This window comes from Paracidovorax cattleyae, assembly GCF_900104515.1.
Classification (GTDB): Bacteria; Pseudomonadota; Gammaproteobacteria; order Burkholderiales; family Burkholderiaceae_C; genus Paracidovorax; species Paracidovorax cattleyae.
The window spans coordinates 91,731-113,233 of the sequence record NZ_FNJL01000018.1; the positions used below are offsets into that span (position 1 = coordinate 91,731).

Here is a 21,503-nt window from a genome sequence, read left to right on the forward strand (position 1 = left end):
ATTGTTGAATGGGAGGAGGTATTGCCCCTTTATCTGAGTAGGTTATCGGCCTTCCCCGCTCAACAAATCCGGAAATCGCCGGATGTATTGCCTGAAAGCATTCGCCATCGGCAGCCCGGCCCGGGGAGGGACAGGTGCAGCGCCGGTGGCGGACAACCACAGCCAATACACGGATACAGGGCAGATATGGTCGCCAGCGTCAGCGCAAACGGATTGGGTCTCAGCACGGGCTCGCTCGCCACACTGGGGCAGCGGGGGGTGTTCGGCAACGCGGCGCAGGGCCGGGGGGGCGAGCAGGCGTACGTGAACCTGGCCAACGGCAACCTGGTGCTGCAGCGGCGCGACGACTTCGTGGCCAGCCAGGGCCTGGGCATGGACGTGCTGCGCACGTACAACAGCCGGGGCCTGCTGGACGACGACAACGCGGACAACTGGTCCCTGGGCATCCACAACCAGCCGCTGCGCCTGTCGGGCACGCGCAATGCGGCGGGCAGCGTGCTCACGCGCACGGCGGCCGACGGCGCACGGTCGGACTACGCCTTCGATGTGGCCCAGGGACTGTACGTGGGCACGGACGGTGCGGGCGCCTACGACACCCTGCGCTGGGACGACGCGGCGGGGCAGTATGTGTGGACCGACGGCGACAGCGGCGCGCAGGAGCGCTACGAGGGCAGCGGCGACAACCGGCTGCTCTCGCGCTCGGACGCGCACGGCAACACCACCCGCTACCGGTACGGCGCCGACGGCCTGCTGTCGAGCGTGGTCGATGCTTCCGGGCAGACCACCTGGTACGACTACGCCGGCCGCAACCTGTCGCAGATCCGCGTGGTGGCGAATGACGGCACCACCACCAGCACGCGCGTGCACTACGCATACGACGCGCTCAACCGGCTCGCCTCCGTCACGGTGGACCTGACCCCGGGCGACAACGACATCACCGACGGCAAGGTGTACCAGACCACCTACACCTACGACGGCGACAGCCGCCGCGTGGCCAGCGTGGCGCAATCGGACGGCACGCGCCTGGAGATCGGCTATGTGCTGGTCGATGGCGACTACCGCGTGGCGAGCGTGAAGGATGCGCTGGGCCTGACCACCCGCTACGCCTACGACACCGCCGCGCGCACCACCACGGTGACCGACCCGCTGAACGTGGCGAGCCGCTACGCCTACGACGACAAGGGCCAGTTGCTGCGCGTGCAGGCGGGCATTACCGAATCGAAGCCGGCCGGGCTCTCGCAGCTCTACTACCGCTACGACGACCAGGGCAACGTCACGGCGATGACCGATGCGCTGGGCCGCAGCATCGCGATGCAGTACGACGCGCACGGCAACCAGACGCTCAAGGTGGACCCGCTGGGCAACAGCGTGGTGCGCACCTACGACGACCGCAACCAGCTGCTCACCGAAACCCTGCGCGCGGGCGATGGGAACAACAACGCAGCCACCACCCCCGTCTTCGGCGGCAGCACTTCGCCCGGCAGCGCGCCCGACAGCACCACGCGCTACATCTACAGCGCCCAGGAACGCGGCCAGTTGCGCTTCGTGGTCAGCCCCGAGGGCCGGGTCACCGAATACCGCTACAACGGCCTGGGCCAGCGCGAGACCACGCTCGCCTACGCGGCGGCGGCCTACGACGTTGCCTCACTGAACTCCACCGCTGTGCCGACGGAAGCGCAGATGGCCGCCTGGGCGGCCGGGCAGGACCTGCGCGGCGGCCAGCGCACCGACCTGCGCTACGACTTCCGCGGGCAACTGGCCCAGAGCATCGCCTACGGCACGCTGGATGCGGCCGGCGCGGGCAGCGACCCGGCGGTGACGCAGTACATCTACAGCCAGGCGGGCGAGTTGCTCAAGACCGTGCAGCCGCGCACGGACAGCATCACGCAGTACGTCTACGACGGCCTGGGCCGGGTGATCGTGGCGAGCGCCCCGTCGTCCGACGGAACGAGCGCGAACACCACGATCACGAGCTACGGCGACACCACCACCACGGTGACGCTGGCCAATGGGCTGAGCACCATCTCGAACTATGACGCGGCGGGCCGGCTCACGAGCGTGCTGCAGAGCAGCGCCGGCACGACCCTGGGCATCACGCGCTACGCCTACGACACGGCAGGGCGGCTGGTGATGACGCAGGACGCGACGGGCGTGCGCCAGTGGGTGGTGTACGACGCGGCGGGCCGCAAGGTGGCGGACGTGGACGGCACGGGCGCGGCCAGGGAATACCGCTACAACGCCAACGACCAGCTCACGCAGACGATCGAGTACACGAACAGGCTGGCGGGGCTGGCCGACGCGCCGAAGCTGGAGGCGATCCACGCGCTGGCGGCGCCGGGCGACCGCAGCAGCTGGCGGCTGTACGACAGCGCGCAGCGGCTGGCGTGGCAGGTGGATGCGGGCGGGGCGGTAACGCAGACGGAGTACGACGCGGCCTCGCGCGTGGTGGCGGTCACCCGGCTGGCCACGCCCATCGATACGGCGATGCTGGGCGATGGCTCGGCCTTCCTGGTGGGGGGCGCGGGGCTGGTGCGCATGGACAGCGCCGGTCTGGCCGCCACGGCCATCGCCATGCGGACTTCGGCGGCCAGCATTCCCGCGGGATCGGCGTTGACGCTGGAGGCTGCCGTCTCCGGAAGCCAGCCCGCAGGTACCGTCACCTTCTACAGTGGAAACACCGCGCTGGGAACGGCACAGATCAGCAACGGCGTTGCACGGCTGACGCTGGGCACCCTCGCCACAGGCACCTATGCGTTCACCGCCCGTTACGAAGGCGACGCCACCCACGCGGCCGCGACCTCGGCGGCGGCTTCTGCCACGGTGCTCCAGGCGTCCAAAGTGACTCTCGACCCGTTGCCCGCCACGCTGGCCGCTGGCCGGGCATGGGTCCTGAAAGCGACCATCGCCGGCACGTCTCCCGGCGCAACCGTGACATTCTTCGATGGCGCCACCGTGATCGGCAGCGCCGCCATCCAGACCACCGGGGGTGTTTCCACCGCGGTCCTAGCCTGGAGCACGCAGGACCTGGGGAACCATGCGATTTCCGCCGTGTACTCGGGCGACGCGGCTAACGCCCAGGCAGCGACGGCGTCCACGGCAACGGTCAAGGTGGGCCGTGGCAGCGAGGTCGCGCTGGACAGCAGCGCCACACCCTCCACGGCAGGCACAGCCCTTACCGTCCGCGCGCGCGTGTCCGTTCCGGGCGGGCAGGCCCAGCCGACCGGATCGGTGGCGTTCTACCGCGGCAGCGAACTGCTGGGCACTGCCACGCTGGATGGCCAGGGCCTTGCTGTCCTGAATACTTCCGCACTGCCTGTCGGGTTGCATGCCATCACGGCCGTCTACCAGGGAGATGACTCCGTGGCCGGCAGCAGTTCAGCCACCTTCGCGCAAACCGTCCTGCCCCCTGCCGCCACCACGGCGGTGCTGGCGACATCGCACGTCCAGGTCGCCGCAGGAGGCGGGCTGACCCTGACGGCGCGCATCGCAGCGGTCGCGGACCCCGCGGCAGCCCCGGGAGGAACGGTCACGTTCTTCGATGGCGATTCCCGCCTGGGCAGCGTCGCCCTCGCCAATGGCCAGGCCAGCTTCAGTGTGACGGGCTTGGGCATGGGCAGCCATGGCTATCGCGCCGTCTACAGCGGCGATACCGCCGATGCCGGCAGCACGTCCGCCACGGCCGCTGTGCTGGCAGTGGCCAACGGGCCGGACATCGCGACGCCCAGCGGCGCCGCCAGAACGCTCGCCCTGTCCGCTTCCGCATCCAATGTGGCCAGGGGTGGCGCAGTCACCTTGGCCGCCACCGTCGCCGGCGACCGTCCCACGGGATCGGTCGTCTTCGTCAGCGGCGGCAAGATCCTCGGCTCGGCCTCCCTGGCCGACGGCAAGGCGGTTCTGTCGTTCACGCCGCTGGAAGCGGGCCTTCTCGATGTACAGGCGCTGTACTCTGGCGACGCTGCCAACCCGGCCGTCGCCAGCGCCCAGCCCGTGCGCCTCACGGTCGCACCCACGGCACCGGGCATGGCCCTGTCCCTGTCCTCCACGCAGGCCGTGCGCGGCGCGGCCGTGGTGCTGACGGCGACGCTCTCCGGCAGCGACGGCACCATGCCCCCTACGGGCAGCGTGACCTTTTATGCCAACGGCTTGGCGCTGGGCACGGCCATGCTGTCCCAGGGACAGGCGTCGCTGGGTGTGGGTACTCTGGACGTCGGCGCGAATGCCATCACCGTGCAATATGCGGGCGACGCACGCAACGCCGCAGCCATATCCGCGGCGCAGAGCCTGCGGATCGTGCCCGCGCCCGCCACCGTGGCGCTCGGAGCTTCCGCCGTGCAGACAGTGGCCGGAACGGCCCTGACCTTCACCGCCACCGTCGCGCCTGCAGCGGGTGGCGCGGCGCCCTCGGGGCGCGTGGACTTCTTCAACGGCACGTCGTTCCTGGGATCGGCCATGCTCGCCAACGGGGTGGCGGCCCTGACGACCAGCGCGCTGCGCAACGCGGGAGCCGCGAACATCACGGCGGTCTACACGGGCGATGCCGCCGGCGCCGTCTCGCCGTCGCTGGCCGTTTCGATCTCTTCGGGCGTGGATGTATCGGCATCCTCTCCGCGAATCGTGTCGGGCAATCCGGTGGTGCTGTCGGCGAACGTGGGCAGTGGCACGGGACAGGTGAGCTTCTTCGACGGCTCGGTGTACCTGGGCAGCGCGAGTGCGGTCAACGGTGTGGCGAGCCTGACCACGAAGGCGCTGACGCAGGCGGGCAGCCATGCGATCACGGCGGTCTATGCGGGCGACGCGAACCGGGCGGGGGCCGCTTCGGCGGCCGTGGCCATCCAGGTGGCCGACGCGGTGGAGCTGGCCATCTCCGGCAACTCGGTGGTGGCGGGCACGCCGCTGGTGCTCACGGCCAGCGTGAACAGCGCCACCAGCGCGCTGGTCAACGGCGTGGCGGTGCCGGCCGGTGCGATCGCCAACGGCGTGACGCTCATGGACGGCACGGTCACGAAGACCAGCGGCACGGCCGACTGGGAATCCTCGATCCGCAGCACGGTGGGGGTGAGCGGTGGTGCCAGCGTGAGCTTCAGGGCGGGGCAGACCAACAAGGCGATCATGGTGGGCCTGAACACGGACCCTGGCACGAACGACAACTACCTGACCATCGACTGGGCGATCTACGTCACTTACGACGGCGCGATGTACGCCTACCAGAACGGCACGAGCGTGGCCTCGCTGGGCACGTACACCACGGGCGACGTGCTGAGCGTGGAGTATGCGAACGGAACGGTGAGCTACCGCAAGAATGGCGCGGTGCTGCGCCAGGAGTCGGCCAACATCACGCAGCCGCTGTACCTGGATTCCTCGTTCTACGGAACGGGGGGATCCATCGCAGGACTGAAGTTCAGGAACGGGTCGGGCCAGGAGGTGCCGTTGAACGCGGCGGCCGCGCCCACAGGCACGGTGACGTTCTTCAACGGCCGGCAGGTGCTGGGCACCGCGAGCGTGGTCAATGGCGTGGCGAGGCTCACGACCGGGGCGCTCGCGGCAGGTACGGCGCAGATCACGGCGGTCTACAGCGGCGATGCCAACAATGCGGCAGCGAGCTCGGCGGCGAACGCAGTGGCGGTGAACGATGCGGTCGGGGTGAGCGCATCGGCTACCACCATCGCCGCAGGCGATGCGGTGAGGCTGACGGCGCGCATGAACGCGCAGCCCAGTGTGGTGACCTCGGGCGTGTCGTTCGAGTCGGGTGCGATCCGGAAGACCGGCACGGCCAGCCAGTGGGATGCCTCCGTGCGCAGCACGGTGGGCTACGCGGGCGGCGCGAGCGTGCGCTTCACGGTGGCCGGGCAGTCCGATCAGAACTATGTGATCGGCCTGAACACGGACCCTGCCTCGGACAACGGAGTGGCGTCGCTGGACTGGGCGATCCACGTATCGGGCGAGACGGTGGAGCTGTACCACGACGGCATACTGGTGGCCAACGTAGGCACCGTCGTGGCCGGCGACGTGCTGGCACTGGGCTATGAAAACGGGGTGCTGTCGTTCTCGAAGAACGGCGTGGTGTTTCGGCGGGATGTGGTGCAGATCAGCCAGCCGCTGTACCTGGACTCGTCGTTCTATACGCCGGGTTCGTCGGTGTCGGGGCTGGAATTCCGCGATGCCACGGGCACGGCGGTGGCGCTGAGCGCCAAGCCGGCGGCCACGGGGCGCGTGACATTCCACAGTGGCGGCGCGGTGCTGGGCACGGCCACACTGGTGGACGGCGTGGCCAGCCTGACCACGCAAGGGCTTACCGCGGCCGGCGTGGCCAGCATCACCGCCATGTACGAAAGCGATACCGACGGCGCCAAGGCACAGTCGCAGCCGCTGACCATCGTGGTGTCGGGTGGTGGTTCGCAATCAGCCACGGCTGCCAATGCACCGGCGCTGTCGGTCTCGTCGCCGAAGATCGTGTCGGGCAACCCGGTGGTGCTGTCGGCGAACGTGGGCAGTGGCACGGGACAGGTGAGCTTCTTCGACGGCTCGGTGTACCTGGGCAGCGCGAGCGCGGTCAACGGTGTGGCGAGCCTGACCACGAAGGCGCTGACGCAGGCGGGCAGCCATGCGATCACGGCGGTCTATGCGGGCGACGCGAACCGGGCGGGGGCCGCTTCGGCGGCCGTGGGCATCCAGGTGGCCGACGCCGTGGAGCTGGCCGTCTCCGGCAACTCGGTGGCGGCGGGTACGCCGCTGGCGCTCACGGCCAGCGTCAACAGCGCCACCAGCGCGCTGGTCAACGGTGTGGTGGTGCCGGCCGGGGCGATCGTCAACGGCGTGGCGATCATCGACGGCACGGTCACCAAGACCAGCAGCACCGCCGACTGGGAGTCTTCCATTCGCAGCACCGTGGGCGTGAGCGGCGGGGCCAGCGTAAGCTTCAGCGCGGGCCAGACCAACAAGGCCATCATGGTCGGCCTGAGCACGGCTCCCGGCACGAACAGCCACTACCTGAGCATCGACTGGGCGATCTACATCACCTATGACGGCGCGATGCATGCGTACCACAATGGGGATTACGTCGCCTCGCTGGGCACCTACACGACAGGCGACGTGCTGGGCGTGGAGTATTCGAATGGAACGGTGAGCTACCGCAAGAACGGCGCGGTGCTGCGCCAGGAGTCGGCGAACATCACGCAGCCGCTCTATCTGGACACCTCGTTCTACGGCACGGGCGGCGCGATCGCGGGGCTCAAATTCAAGAATGCCACGGGCCAGGAGGTGCCGTTGAACGCGGCGGCCGCGCCCACGGGCACGGTGACGTTCTTCAACGGCCGGCAGGTGCTGGGCACCGCGAGCGTGGTCAATGGCGTGGCACGGCTCACGACCGGGGCGCTCGCGTCGGGTACGGCGCAGATCACGGCGGTCTACAGCGGCGATGCCAGCAACGCGGCAGCGACATCCGCGGCCACGGCGATGGCGGTGACGGACTCCATCGGCCTGAGCGCATCCAGCACCAGCGTGACCGCGGGCGATGCGGTGACGTTGGCTGCGCGCATGAACCAGCGACCGAGCGCCATGGCATCGGGCGTGTCATTCGAATCGGGTGCGGTCAAAAAGACCGGCACCGCGAGCCAGTGGGATGCCTCCGTGCGCAGCACGGTGGGCTACGCGGGCGGCGCCAGCGTGCGCTTCACGGTGTCGGGGCAGTCGGACCAGCGGTATATGGTCGGGTTGAACACGGACCCGGCGACGGACGACGAGGCGTCCTCGATCGACTGGGCGATCCACGTGACGGGCAGCACGGTGGAGCTGTACCACGATGGCTCGCGGGTGGCCACCCTGGGCAGCATCGTGGCCGGCGACGTGCTGGCGCTGGGCTACGAGAACGGGGTGCTGTCGTACTCGAAGAACGGCGTGGTATGGCGGCGCGATGCCGTGCAGATCAGCCAACCGCTGTACCTGGACTCGTCGTTCTACGCACCGGGCTCGTCGGTGTCGGGGCTGGAATTTCGCGATGCGGCGGGCACGCTGGTGGCGCTGAGCGCCAAGCCGGTGGCGACGGGACGGGTGACGTTCCACAGCGGCGGCGCGGTGCTGGGCTCGTCCACGCTGGTGGACGGCGTGGCCAGCCTGACCACGCAAGGGCTCACCGCGGCCGGCGTGGCCAACGTGACGGCCACCTACGAAGGCGACGCATACAACGCGGCGGGTTTCTCATCGGTTCTTGCGCTGGCCGTCCAGTCCGCGCAGGACAGCCGTCCATCCACGACCACCTCGCTGACCACGTCCACGGCGGCCACCGCGCGCGGCCAGGAAGTGGCGCTCACCGCGACGGTCTCCGGGAACGCATCCGGCTTCATTACCTTCTTCAGCGGCGACCAGGCGCTCGGAGTGGCCGCGCTGGCCAACGGCGTGGCCGTCTGGAAGTCCAGAGACCTGCCCGTCGGGGCCTACGCCTGGCGCGCGGTCTATACGGGCGATGCGCAGTCCGCACCCAGCAATTCATCCGCGGTCGGCGGAACCATCGTTGCCATGGGCGCCGGTGTCAGCCTGGCGGCGACGGTCACCGGGCGTTCCGGCAGCGAGGCGACGGTCACGCTCGCCGCGCGCGTGGCGGGCCTGCGGCCCGGCGGCACCGTCACCTTCTACAACAACGACGCACCCATCGGCGGCGGAACGGCCACCGTGGTGGACGGCGTCGCTACCCTGTCGGTCACGCTGCCATCCGGGTCCACCCGCATCACAGCCCGCTACTCCGGCGACGCCTCCAATGGCGCGGCCACGTCCGATGCGCTGGCCCTCGGCCTGCGTGCGGCCGGCACGGTCACCGTGGCTGCACCATCGCCTGCCAATGCGTCGTATGGCAGCCCCGTCACCCTGAGCGCCACAGCCCCCTACAGCAACTCCAGCTCCGGCACCATCACCTTCTACGCGGATGAGCTGCTGGTCGGCGTGGCCGCCGTGCAGGCCAACGGCGTGGCCACGCTGGTGTCATCGGCCATTCCCGTGGGCTCCCGCACCATCACCGCCGCCTACTCCGGCAACACAGAGCGCGAGCCCGCCAGCCAGAGCGCCTCCGCGCCGCTGACCATCACCGGCATGGCGACGCAGACGGTGCTGACGGCGTCCCGCAGCACCCTGGCCGCGGGCACTCCGCTGGTACTGGATGCCACCATCACGTCCGGCGGCCGGACCACCGGCATCGTGGGCACCGTGCGTTTCTATGCCGGCAGCACCCTGGTGGGCACCGCGCAGGTATCCAACGGCGTGGCCAGGCTCACGCTCGCGGATGTCCCGTCCGGTGCCTTGACCGCGATGTACGACGGATTCCAGGGCTTCGCCAGCAGCACTTCGCAGGCCGCCGCTTCCACTGTGCTGGCCGCCGCCACCACCGTCGCGCTGTCCAGTTCGGCGGCGAGCGTGGGCGCAGACGCGTCCGTCACGCTGAGCGCGCGCATCGACGGCCGGCAGCCTGGCGGCACCGTCACCTTCCTGCGGGGCGACACGGTGCTGGGAACCGCCCAGGTCGTCGATGGCGTGGCCCGCCTCGTGGCCGGAGGGCTTCCGCCGGGTACGCATGAACTGCGTGCCCGCTATGAAGGCGATGCCCGCAATGCCGCGAGCGCCTCCGCGGCACTGGCGCAGGCCGTCACCCCGGCCGGGACGGTCGTGCTGGGCCTCGCGCCCGATGCCACCCTGGCGCAGGGGCAGGACATTTCCATCACGGTGGGCGGTGGCACGATCGGCTCCGTCACGCTGGTCGATGGCCACACTGTTATCGCCACCGCCCGCGTGGTGAACGGCGTCGCGATCCTGTCCACCCGCGGCCTGGCAGCCGGGGGGCACACGCTGACGGCCCTCTATGCGGCAGATAGCGGCTTCGCGTCCGCGCAAATCGGCTTCACGCTCACCCTCACGCCGTCGCAAGGCTCCACTACCGTGGCGCTCAGCGCCACGCCGACCCGCACGCCCCAGGGCCTGGGCGCACTGCTCAGCGCGCAGGTCTCCGGCGATCAGCCCGGCGACCGGGTGGCTTTCTACAACGGCGACCAGTTGCTCGGCACTGTCGATCTGGCCTATGGCCTGGCGGTGCTGGATATCGGCAACCCGCCTTCCGTGCTGGATCGCTTCCGCGCCGTGTACCTCGGCGACGGGACCCATGCCGGCAGCACGTCCGCCACGCTGGGCGGCCAGACCATCTCCGGCGAGACGGTGTCTCCGCTGGTTCGCAGCACGCAGGACCGCACGGCCAGCCAGATCTACAGCCGGGACGGCCTGCTGCTGGGCACGGTGGATGGTGAAGGCTACCTGAGCGAATACCGCTACGACGCAGCCGGCCGGGTGATCGGCAGCGTGCGCTACGCCCTGCCCGTGGCGGGCGGCGCGGCCGCCGGCCTGGCTGCGGCGCGCGCAGGCTCCCTCTCGGGCCTGCGCCCGGCGTCCAGCGCGGGCGATGCGCATACGGCCACTTTCTACGACGCGCAGGGCCGGCGCGTGGGCGAACTCGATGCCGAGGGCTACCTCACACAAAGCAGCTACGACGCGAACGGCAACCTCGCCACCGTGCGGCGCTATGCGATTGCGTCGGGCGCCATCACGGCCGCGCAGGTCACGGCCGCCACGCGCCTGGAGGACCTCCTGCCCGGCATCTCCGCGCAGGACCAGGTCAGCACGCGCACCTACGATGCGCTCAACCGCGTGGTGCTGTCGGTAAACGCCGAAGGCACCGCCACGAGCTACCGCTACGACGCCATGGGCCGCCTGGTGGAGACCGTGCAGGCCGCGGCCACTCCGCAAGCGCGCACCACCGACGTGCGCTACGACGCCCAGGGCCGCCTCGTGGGCGAGCTCTCCGCGCAGGGCGCGGCGCAACTGGCGAGTGCCCGGGCCGCCGGGCAGGGCGATGCCCAGCTCGAATCGATCTGGCAGCAGTATGGCCTCATCCACACCTACGATGCGGCGGGCCGGCGCACCAGCACCACCGACCAGAACGGCCTGAAGACGCAGTTCTTCTACGATGCCGCCAGCCGCCTCACGCACACCGTCAACGCCCTGGGCGAGGTCTCGGAAACCCGCTACGACGCCTTCGGCCAGATACAGGCGACCATCCGCCACGCCAGCCGCCTCGATCTCTTCGCGCTGGCCAATGCCTCCGGCACCCCGGGGGGTGTCACCAACGCCGGCGTGCTGGCCGCGCTCGACACGGCGCGCAACGACGCGGCCGATCGCACCACCGGCTACCGCTACAACACCACGGGCACGCTGGCGCAGGTGACCGATGCGCTGGGCTTCGCGCGCAACTACGTCTACAACACCTTCGGCGAGGAAGTGCGGCGCACGGGCGGCGGCCAGACCATCGACACCGCCTACGACCACCGGGGCCTGGCCGTGCAGACCGTGCAGGACCCCGATGGCCTGAAGGCAGCGACCTCCGTCACCTACGACGCCTTCGGCCGCGTGACGGCCAGCACCGATGCGCTGGGCGCCACGCGCAGGCAGGCCTACGACCGCCTGGGCCGCACCATCGCCCTCACGGACGCGATGGACAGCCGCAGCACGAGCAGCTACGACGCCTTCGGCCGCACCGTCACCCAGACCGATGCGCTGGGCCACACCACCACCTACGCCTACAACCCGGACGAACGCAGCCTCACCGTCATCACGCCCGAGGGCATCCGCGTCACCACCGTGCACGACCGCCTGGGCCAGACCGTCGCGGTCACGGATGGCAGCGGCGCGACCACCCGCTACGAATACGACGCCGACGGCCACCAGACGGCGGTGCAGACGCCGCTCGCGCGCACGACGGGCCTCTACGACGCGGCCGGGCGGCTGATCCAGGCGACGGACGCCAACGGCGCGATGACCTCGCTGGCCTACGACGCGGCCGGCCGGGTGCTCACCCGCATCGTGGACCCGCTGGGCCTGAACCTGGTCACCCGCTACACCTACGACGCGCTGGGCAATCAGCTGAGCGTGACGGATCCGCAGGGCGTGGTCACCCAGTTCGGCTACGACGCCAGGGGCCAGCTCATCCGCCAGGCGGTGGACCCCACGGGCCTGAACCTCGTCACCACCTTCGCCTACGACAGCGCCGGCCGCCAGGTGAGCGTCACCGACCCCAACGGCACGGTGACCCGCTACGAATACGACGCGCTGGGCCGCCGGGTGCTGGAGGTGGTGGACCCGTCCACCGCCACGCACGCGGGCCTGGACCTCGCCAAACGCTACACCTACGATGCGCTGGGCCACGTCACCAGCGCCACCGATGCGCAAGGGCACACCACGCGCTACGCCTACGACGCCGAAGGCCGCCAACGCTTCGTGCTGGACGCGGCCGGCAACCTCGCCGAGACCGCCTACGACGCGGCCGGCCGCGCGGTGCGCCAGACGCGCTATGCCGCGGCCATCCCGGCGCCGGACGGCCTGCCCTTGAGCACCACCGAAGTGCAGCTCGACGGCCTCAGGCGTCCCAACGCGGCGCAGGACCAGACCGAACACCGCATCTACGACGCGGACAACCGCGTCACCGCCACGGTCAACGGCGCGGGCGACGTGGTGCGCTTCGCCTACGACGGCGCGGGCCGTGTGACCCTGCGCACGTCCTACGCCCGGCGCCTCGCCATGGCCCAATGGGCCGTCGGCACCGACCCGCAGCCGGGCACGGACGCGGCCAACTCCCCGGACATGGTCACGCGCACCGTGTACGACGCGGCCGGCCGGGTGCGCTACAGCATCGACGGCACGGGCGCGGTGGTCTCGCAGCGCTACGACGGCAACGGCAACGTCACCCAGCGCATCCGCTATGCGAAGCGCCTGGACCTCGCCAGCCAGCCCCTCTCGGCCAACCCGGACGAATCGGAGATGGAGCTGCGGCTCGTGACCATCTTCGATGCGCAGCGCGACGAACACACGCGCATGCGCTACGACGCGGCCGGGCGGCTCACGCTGAGCGCCGACGGCACGGGCGGCGTCTCCCAGTACCTCTACGACAAGGCCGGCCACCTGCTGCAGAGCACGCGCTACGCCACCCCCACGGGCAGCTTCGCATGGCGCGACGAGGGCACCACCGGTTTCGTGGGCACGCAGCCCGCGGCCGGCCAGCACGCCCTGCGCGCCTTCGGCGCCGACGGCCAGCCCGCAGACACCCTGGGCTACGTGGACGATGCGCAGGCTGCGGGCAACGCGGCCCTCTATCTGGCGCGCAACACCGACGGCAGCTACTTCTACACCACCGACACGAAGAACCTGGAGCTCGTCAGGACCCTGGCGGGCTGGAGCGTGGAGGGCGTCGTCGGCTACATCCGCACGGCCCCCACGCAGGGCACCACGGCGCTCTACCGCCTGAACCTGCAGGGCCACAACACCAACCGCTACACCACCAGCCGCGCGGAGGTGGACGGCGCCCTCATCCCCGTGCCGCAGGCGGGCACCTCGGACGCCTTCGTGCGCAAGGTCTATGACAAGGCCGGGCGGCTCACGAAGGAAGTGGACGCCAGCGGTGCCGTGAGCACCTACGACTACGACGCGGCCGGCCGTCTGGTGCGTGAGACGCGCCTGGCGGTTCCTGCCTCGGCCTATCGCAACGCGCAGGCGGGCGCCATGCTGCTGGCCGAACCCACGCCGGTGGCCAGCAGCGGCGACCGCACCACGCGCCACTTCCTGGACCGCGCGGGGCGCGAGACGCTCACCATCGACGCCGAAGGCGGCGCGACCGAGCGCTTCTATGACGGCACCGGACAACTGCTGCGCGTGCGCCAGGTGGCCACGCCGCTCACCGACACACAGATCGCCCAGCTGGAGAGCCTGCGCGCGCAAACGGGTGAACTCAGCCGCAGCGCCATCAACCAGCAGGCACCAGGCAGCGCCAACGACCGCAACACGCGCAACTACTACGACGCGGCCGGCCGCCTGGCCTTCACGCGCGACGCGCTGGGCCACCTGCAGGGCTACACCTACGACGGCGTGGACCGCACGACCAGCCGCACCCTCTACATGGGCGAGCAGAGCCCGGACTACTGGGTCGAAGAGGGCATCACCGGCTTCACCCGAACGGGCGGCGGCGATGGCCTGAAGCCCCTCTATCGCCTGGGCGGACCGGACGGCGTGAGCGACCACTTCTACACCACGGACGAGCAAGAGCGTACGCAACTCCTGCAAAACGGCTGGAAGGACCAGGGCAACGTCGGCTATGTGGGCAGCCAGCCGGCCAGCGGCACGGCGCCACTCTACCGCCTGCGCCCTCCGGGCGGCAGCAGCACCAACCACTACTACACTGCCAGCGAAGAGCAGCGCGCCTTCGCCAAGAACCAGTTCGGGTGGGTGGACGAAGGCATCGTCGGCTACATCGACATCGCGTCCTCGAGTGGCAACACTGCGCTCTACCAGCTCAACGTGGACGGCACGGGCCGGCACTTCCACAGCCTGAGCCGCTCCGAAGTGGACTACGCACTCCTGCCCAACCCCGGGTTCACGCAAGGGCTGGACCGCCGCGAGAGCATGGCCTACGACGCGGCGGGCAATCTGATCGGCAGCACCGACGCGGCGGGCAACACGGAAGCCACCGCCTACGACGGCGCGGGCCGCAAGACCGCCTTCACCAACAAGGCCCGGAGCACCTGGACATACGCCTACAACGCGGCGGGCCATCTGGTGCAGGAGACCTCGCCGCAGGTGATGCTGGCCGATGGCCAGAATGCCACCCTGGCGAGCGTCGTCACCCGCATGGAATACGACGCCCTGGGCCACCTCACGGCGCGCACCGAGGCCGCGGGCCGCACCGAGCAGCGCACCACGCGCTATGAATACGACGCGCTGGGCCGCCAGGTCAAGACCCTCTTCCCGCCGGTGAGTGTTTACCAGGATGAAGGCGCCAACCTGCTGGCCAACGGCAGGAGCGGGGCGGGCACGCGCACCGAGCAGACCGTGGAGACCAGCAGCGAGACGCGCTACGACACGCTGGGCCGCGCCGTGGCCGGGCGGGCTGCCGGCAGCACCACGTGGAGCTACAAGGCCTACGACCGCGCGGGCCAGCTCGCGTGGGACGTGGACGCGCTGGGCTACGTGACGGGTTACACGCGCAACGCCTTCGGCGAGACCGAGCGGCTCGTGCGCTATGACAAGAACATCACGACTCGGGCCGACGGCGTGCCGATGCGCGAAGACGAAGTGCTCGGGGCCATCACCGCGAAAGCAGGCAGCACCGACCGCGACATCCTCACCGGCTACGACCGCCTGGGCCAGGTGAACGAAGTGCAGGAGCCCTACGTCTTCTTCGTGGACAGCGCCACGGGCGAGCAGACCAGCGGGCGCAAGACCACGCGCAACACGTACGACGCGCTGGGCAACCTGACGAGCGTGGCGAGCAACGTGGGCGCCAGCCAGTGGGCGACCACGCGCTACTACTACGACGTGCTGGGCCGGCGCACCTCGACCATCGATGCGCTGGGCTACCTCACCACCGACAGGTACGACACGGCGGGCAACGTCGTGCGGCACGCGGAGTACTACAAGCAGGGCGTGGCGATCGGCACGGACACCGACCCGGCCGCGGGCGACCGCGTCATCGACACCGACTACGACGTGCTCGGCCGCAAGGTGGTGGAGACGCGCCGCGGCGTAGGGTATGCGCGCGTGAACGCCGGCGCCGCGGACATCGGCGGCGTGCTCACGGACGCCCGCGACGACCTGGTCACCCTCTACGCCTACGACGCGCTGGGCAACCTGCTGCGCACCACGGACGCGCTGGGCGCGACCACCTACCAGTTCTACGACGTGCTGGGCCGCGTGAGCGCGATCGTGACGCCGGCCGTGAACATTGGCGTGGCAGCCAACCAGCAGGGCGCGGCCCCGGTGAGCCCGCTCACCGAGTTCCGAAGGGACGCGCACGGCAATGCGGTTTCCACCGTCCAATATGCGGGGGGAGCCTCGGTGTCGGGCGATGGGCGGAGCTACGCCGCCAACGCCGCGCCGGGCGGCCTGGCGGACCGCACCAGCTACATCCGCTTCGATGCGCAGGGCCACACGCTGGAGACCATCGACGCGATGGGCAACAGCCACTACTACGCCTACGACGCGCAGGGGCGCCTGGCCAAGGAGTGGCAGAACGTCAGCTACGTGGACGACGCGGGCGCGAAGCAGGTGCACAGCCTGTGGAGGGCCTACCGCTACGACGCGCTGGGACGGCAGACGCACACCTACACGCCGCTGCAGGACAGCCCGGACCCGTCGAGCCTGTGGCTGGGCGACACGGAGCTGCAGTACAACGGCTTCGGCGAGGTGACGCGCAAGATCGTGCGGCAGGCCGACGGCAGCAGCAAGCTGGGCATGATGGCGTCCGACGGCAACCGCGTGGTCGGCGACGAGGTCTACGACTACGACAACGCCGGCCGCGTGTGGCGCAGCAATGCGGGTGACGGGGTGATGAAGATCTGGGCCTACGACCTGCAGGGACGCCAGACGGTGCAGTTGGTGGGCGCAGGGCGGTTCAAGCTGGACAGCTATGCCAATACCCAGCAGGCACTGGCAGTGCAGATGGAGGAAACCGGCGAGTTCAGCCGCACGGACATGCAGTACGACCTGCTGGGCCGGCTGGTGAAGACGATCGCACCGGAGCGCGCCAGCGAGAAGGCCATGGGGCTCTCCACGCGCCAGAACCTGGTGTATGGGGTAATCACGGCCACCGAGAAAAACATCCCCAACGACTCCGGCAATTCCACCATAGATGGCCAGAACCAGGTGGACCTGGTGTGGCGTTCGTTGCAGGACCTGGGCAGCGGCGATGTGCGCATCACGCTGAACTATGTGAACACCAGCAGCGAGGCCACGTCCCGCAGCATCGTGGTGGGAGCGGAAGAGGCGTTGAGCGGGTACTCGTTCAAGTGGAAGTCGGCGAGCCAGAGCACGTCCGTGGGCATCCAGAGCATCCAGAGCATCCAGGTCGAGAAGCTCGACATCTTCGGCAACTGGACCACGATTTACGACGCACCGACCACGGGCAACAATGCCCCGTTCAACTGGACCGAGGCACCCAGCCCCGGCCTGATCTGGAACGAGCCGGCCGCAGGCCGCACGCCCATCTACCGCCTGTACAACCGCAACAGCGACACCCACCTGTTCAGCACCAGCGCCGCCACCCGCGACTCGCTGCTGACCGGAAACAATGGCTGGCTGGACGAGGGTATCTCCGGCTACGTGGCCGAGCAGCCCGCTGCGGGCCTGACGGCGCTCTACCGGCTGGGCAAGGCCAATACGGACACCTCCATCTACACCACCAGCGACAGCCAGCGCGCGAGCCTGCTGGCCAGCGGCTGGCAAGACCGGGGCATCGATGGCTACGTGGGTGTTCCAAACCCTGGAGCGGCACCCGCGGGCATGACCAAGCTCTACGCCCTGCAGCACCACAGCTCGTCCAACGGGGACGCGGAGTGGCGCGACGGGCTCTACACCACCTCGCTGAGCGAGCGCAATGCCTTGATGGCGGGGCTGCAGTCATCGTCGCAAACCGCGCAGTCCCAGAGCGCCTCCGGCGGGCAGCAGGCGGCCTGGGGCGGAACGGCCCCAAGCACCCCAAAAGACAGCGCGGCCGGCAACATCGGCCACATGACCACGCTCTATGGCCGGTTGCTGGGCCAGAGCCTGGAAGTCAGCCTGCCGCAGAACCTGGTGACCCAGTTGCGCATGGAAGTGCGCACCATTGGCGGCAACTGGCGCACCGTGCGGCTCGCCGATGCCTTGCACACCTTCGGGTCCGCGCACCGCATCGAACTGGACAAGCTGGTCTGGGACGATGGCAGCGGCATGGGATCGGGCGGCTTCGAATACCGCATCAGCAACGTCCAGGGCAGTGATGTGCGCGAAGTAGGTACCGGCACGTTCGCCATCGGCGTGGACGCCACCAACAGCGCGCCGGCGCTGGAAGGCGTCGGCGTGGTGCAGGCCACCATCGACAGCACTGCCTACCAGGTGCTGCGCTGGCCCCAGCCGGCGCCGGACCAGACCGTGGCCTTCCACTGGAAGCTCTCGGGCGACCGCGACTGGACCGGCACGCGCACCGTGGGCAACGGCGTGTTCGCCCAGGGCGACGGGCGCACGACCGGCTTCGGCACGGGCTACCAGGGCATTGCGCTGAACATGGCGCCTGGTACCTACGAGTACGAGGTGGTGGTGTACAACCGCTTCGGCGGCGTGGCACAACGTGCCGGGGGCACGCTGACCACGACCCAGGGCGCGAGCCTGGCCGTGACCACGCCGGAGCCGGTGTCCGCCAACCGCAACGTGTCCAACATGGGCATCCTGGGCTATGTGTGGAAGGACCCGGGCCCGGGGCGCAAGCCGCTGCAGCGCTACTACTTCACCTACCAGAACAACGACCACCACATCACGACGGCGGATGAGGGTGAGATCCTGAAGATGAACGATCTGGTCGCCAAAGGTGCGGTATCGTTCGACGGCGTGCTCGGCTACGTGGACGCAAGCCCATCGGGCAACAGCAAGCGCCTGATGCAATACATCTATGGTGGGGACACCGTATTCCAGCTCGCCTCGAACCCCTCCACGGTCTCGCGCGGAGACTTCACCGTGCTGGGCAGCGATCCGAACCAGCAATCCGGATTCTCCTGGAACCAGACCCGTTGGTACCAGAACGCCTACCAGAACGACGGCTACATCATGATGGCGCCGGTGGAGGGCACCAAACCGCTCTATGCCGTGTACAACGGCAACGCCACCGGCAGCCACAGCCTGGGCGACTTCCTCACGACGGACCTGGAATACGAGGCGATCTCCAGCTTCATGCTGAGCGCGCCGATGGCCGCCACGGCGAAGATGCAATCCCTGGGCATGGGCAACGCCGTCATCGACGGCACCAACTATGCCGTGCTGCAATGGCCTCAGCCCGAGACGGGCGCTCGGGTCACGGTGAGCGCCAATCCCGGCATCCCGGGGGGCAACCCGGCGCCCTACCTGTTCCGGCAGGGTGACGGCCGCTCGCAGTTCGCGGGTGGCGCGGCGCTGCAGGGCTTCGTGCTCGACGGACTCGTGCCGGGCACCACCTACCAGGTGAAGATCGTCGTCGAACATCCCGCGGGGATGTACCGAGACCCCTACATCGAGCAGGGCACCGTGACGATCACCGTGCCCTCCACGGGCGTGCGCGGGGGCGTCACGGTCCAGTCCAAACCCACGCTGTACGTGCCCGAACTGCGCGCGCAAAATACCCAGCAGGGCGGCCTCAGCAGCCGTCCCGTCATCGTCCGCGGCTACGACCGCTGGAACAACGTCTCCACCATCGATGAAACCCAGGGCCTGGGCGCGGGCACGCTGGTGCGCACGGCCACGATGCGCTACGACGCGAACAACCAGGTGATCGAGCAGTCGCGCCTGCACGAGGACGTGAACTTCGCGCAATCGTGGGCCACGACGAAGGTCTATTACGACGCGGTGGGCCGGCAGGTGGGCGTGCGCGATGCGCTGGGCAACCTGAATGCGCAGGTGCGTGACCTGGCGGGCAACGTGGTGCAGGAGCGGCGCGCCGACGGCGGGCGCATGGACTACACCTACAACGCCTTCGGCGACAAGGCGAGCTCGGCCGAGACGATGAGCGCCGGGCGCATCGTGAAGACGAACTACGCCTACGACCAAATGTCGCGGCTCAAGCAGACCTCGCTCGAACAGGCCATCTCCCGCTATTGGGTCGATGGCAGCATGAACGGCGCGGTGGCGGGGAACCTGTACGCCGCCGATGACGACAAGGGCAATGGTGTCGTGTCCGGTAACGAGTCCGGCGTCAAGAGCGCCAACATGACGGTGCTGGAGACGGTGGAGTACGACGAAGCCGGCCGCAAGATGCGGGTGACCAACGGCAACGACGAGTCCACGCGCTACCGCTACGACCGCATGGGCAACGTGGTGCTGAGCGGCCAGGAGACGGTCAAGGGCGCAGGCGGAGCCACCGCTCCGCTGGCCTACACCATGCGCTACCGCTACGACGCGCAGGGCCGCAAGGTGGGCCAGACGGACGCCATGGGCATGACCCAGGCGTGGAACTACGACCTCTTCGGCCACCTGATCGGCCGCACGGACGCGCAGTCGGGCGGCGGCACGCCGGTGGACTTCAACTACACCTACAACCTCGCGGGCCAGCTCGTGCACGAGGACAACACCCGCGTGGAGCCGGGCGTCGGCGGGGCGGCGGCCACCAGCAAGAAAAAGAACACCGACTACCGCTACGACGGCGCGGGCCAGCTCATCGAAATCCGAGACAACTACCTCGGCCAGACCACCCGCTACGAATACGACCTCGGCGGCAACCGGGTGGCCGAGAAAATGTCGCAGAAGACGCTGCTCACCTCCGGGCTGCTGGACGACGTGGTGTACCAGGACAACCACTTGGTGTATGACGCGCAGCACCGGCTGCGGGCGGTGTTCGACGGGCGATCGGACGTGCGCATCACCTATGACCTGGCGGGCAATCGTTGGCAGGTGAAGACGCACGTGATCAACACGATCCGCACGACCACGGAACAGGGCGGGCTGCAGGAGCGGCAGGTGGTGCACACCGACACCACGGACTTCCAGTACGACGCGATGAACCGGCAGACCTGGAGCCGGCAGACGTCCTCCGTCAATGGCGCCATCGAGACCCACAAGTACGGCTATGACCTGGCGGGCAACCGCGTCAGGGAGCAGGTGTTCGACGGGCCCGCGATACCCAACGACGCCAATGGCACGATCCGCAAGACCTACGACTACATCTACGACGACCTGCATCGCATCGAGAGTTACACCGGTGCGGGTGCGGCCGACATGATGGACCACATCAGGTACGACGGTGCGGGCCGGCAGGTAGCGGCGCGCACGCTGGTCGGCCCGGAAGGCGGCAGCTATGAATACCGCTACAGCCAGTACGACGCCACGGGCAAGCTGCAGGACGTGCACACGGTGATGCGCAGCTCGAGGACGGGAGACAACCAGAAGGTCGCGCAGACAACGAACGTGGCGTACCACGACGCCGACGGCGTGACGGGCCTGGGATACGACGCGGCGGGCAACTTGAAGGGTGTGCGCCAGTACGGGGACGGAGACGCCACGACCACGACCTACCAGTACACGTACCTGAACGGCAGCTGGCAGCAGAGCGCGGCCCTCACGCGCCGCGGCGGTGACGTGGTCGGCACGATCACGCAGCGCGACGCCAGCGGCTTCGTGGTGGGCATCCGCCAGCCGAAGGCGACGGGCAGCGCGGCGCAGGCCCCGGACGGGAGCCTGGCGGCGGCGCTGACGAACCAGGCGACGCAGGCCACGAGCAACGACGCACGCTACGACCGCACGTTCGTGAACGACGCCAACGGCACGGCGGTGTTCGTGAGCCAGGGCGGCTTCAACGAGAAGACCGAGGTCCAGAGCAGCATCGCCAACCCGGCCTCGGGCTACCAGGGCGGGGTGACGGGGAGCCCGCTGACGCCGGGGCACGTGCAGCGCCAGCTGGTCGCCAACGGCGAAGTGCTGGCGCGCTACGGCGACGC

1 protein-coding gene is annotated in these 21,503 nt (G+C 69.4%); it reads left to right on the plus strand.

Features of this window, described 5'->3' with window-relative positions:
* Nucleotides 1-186 precede the first annotated feature (186 nt).
* A partial coding sequence (locus tag BLR05_RS15700) for an Ig-like domain repeat protein (protein WP_167361276.1) occupies nt 187-21,503 on the plus strand: 21,317 nt, incomplete at its 3' end.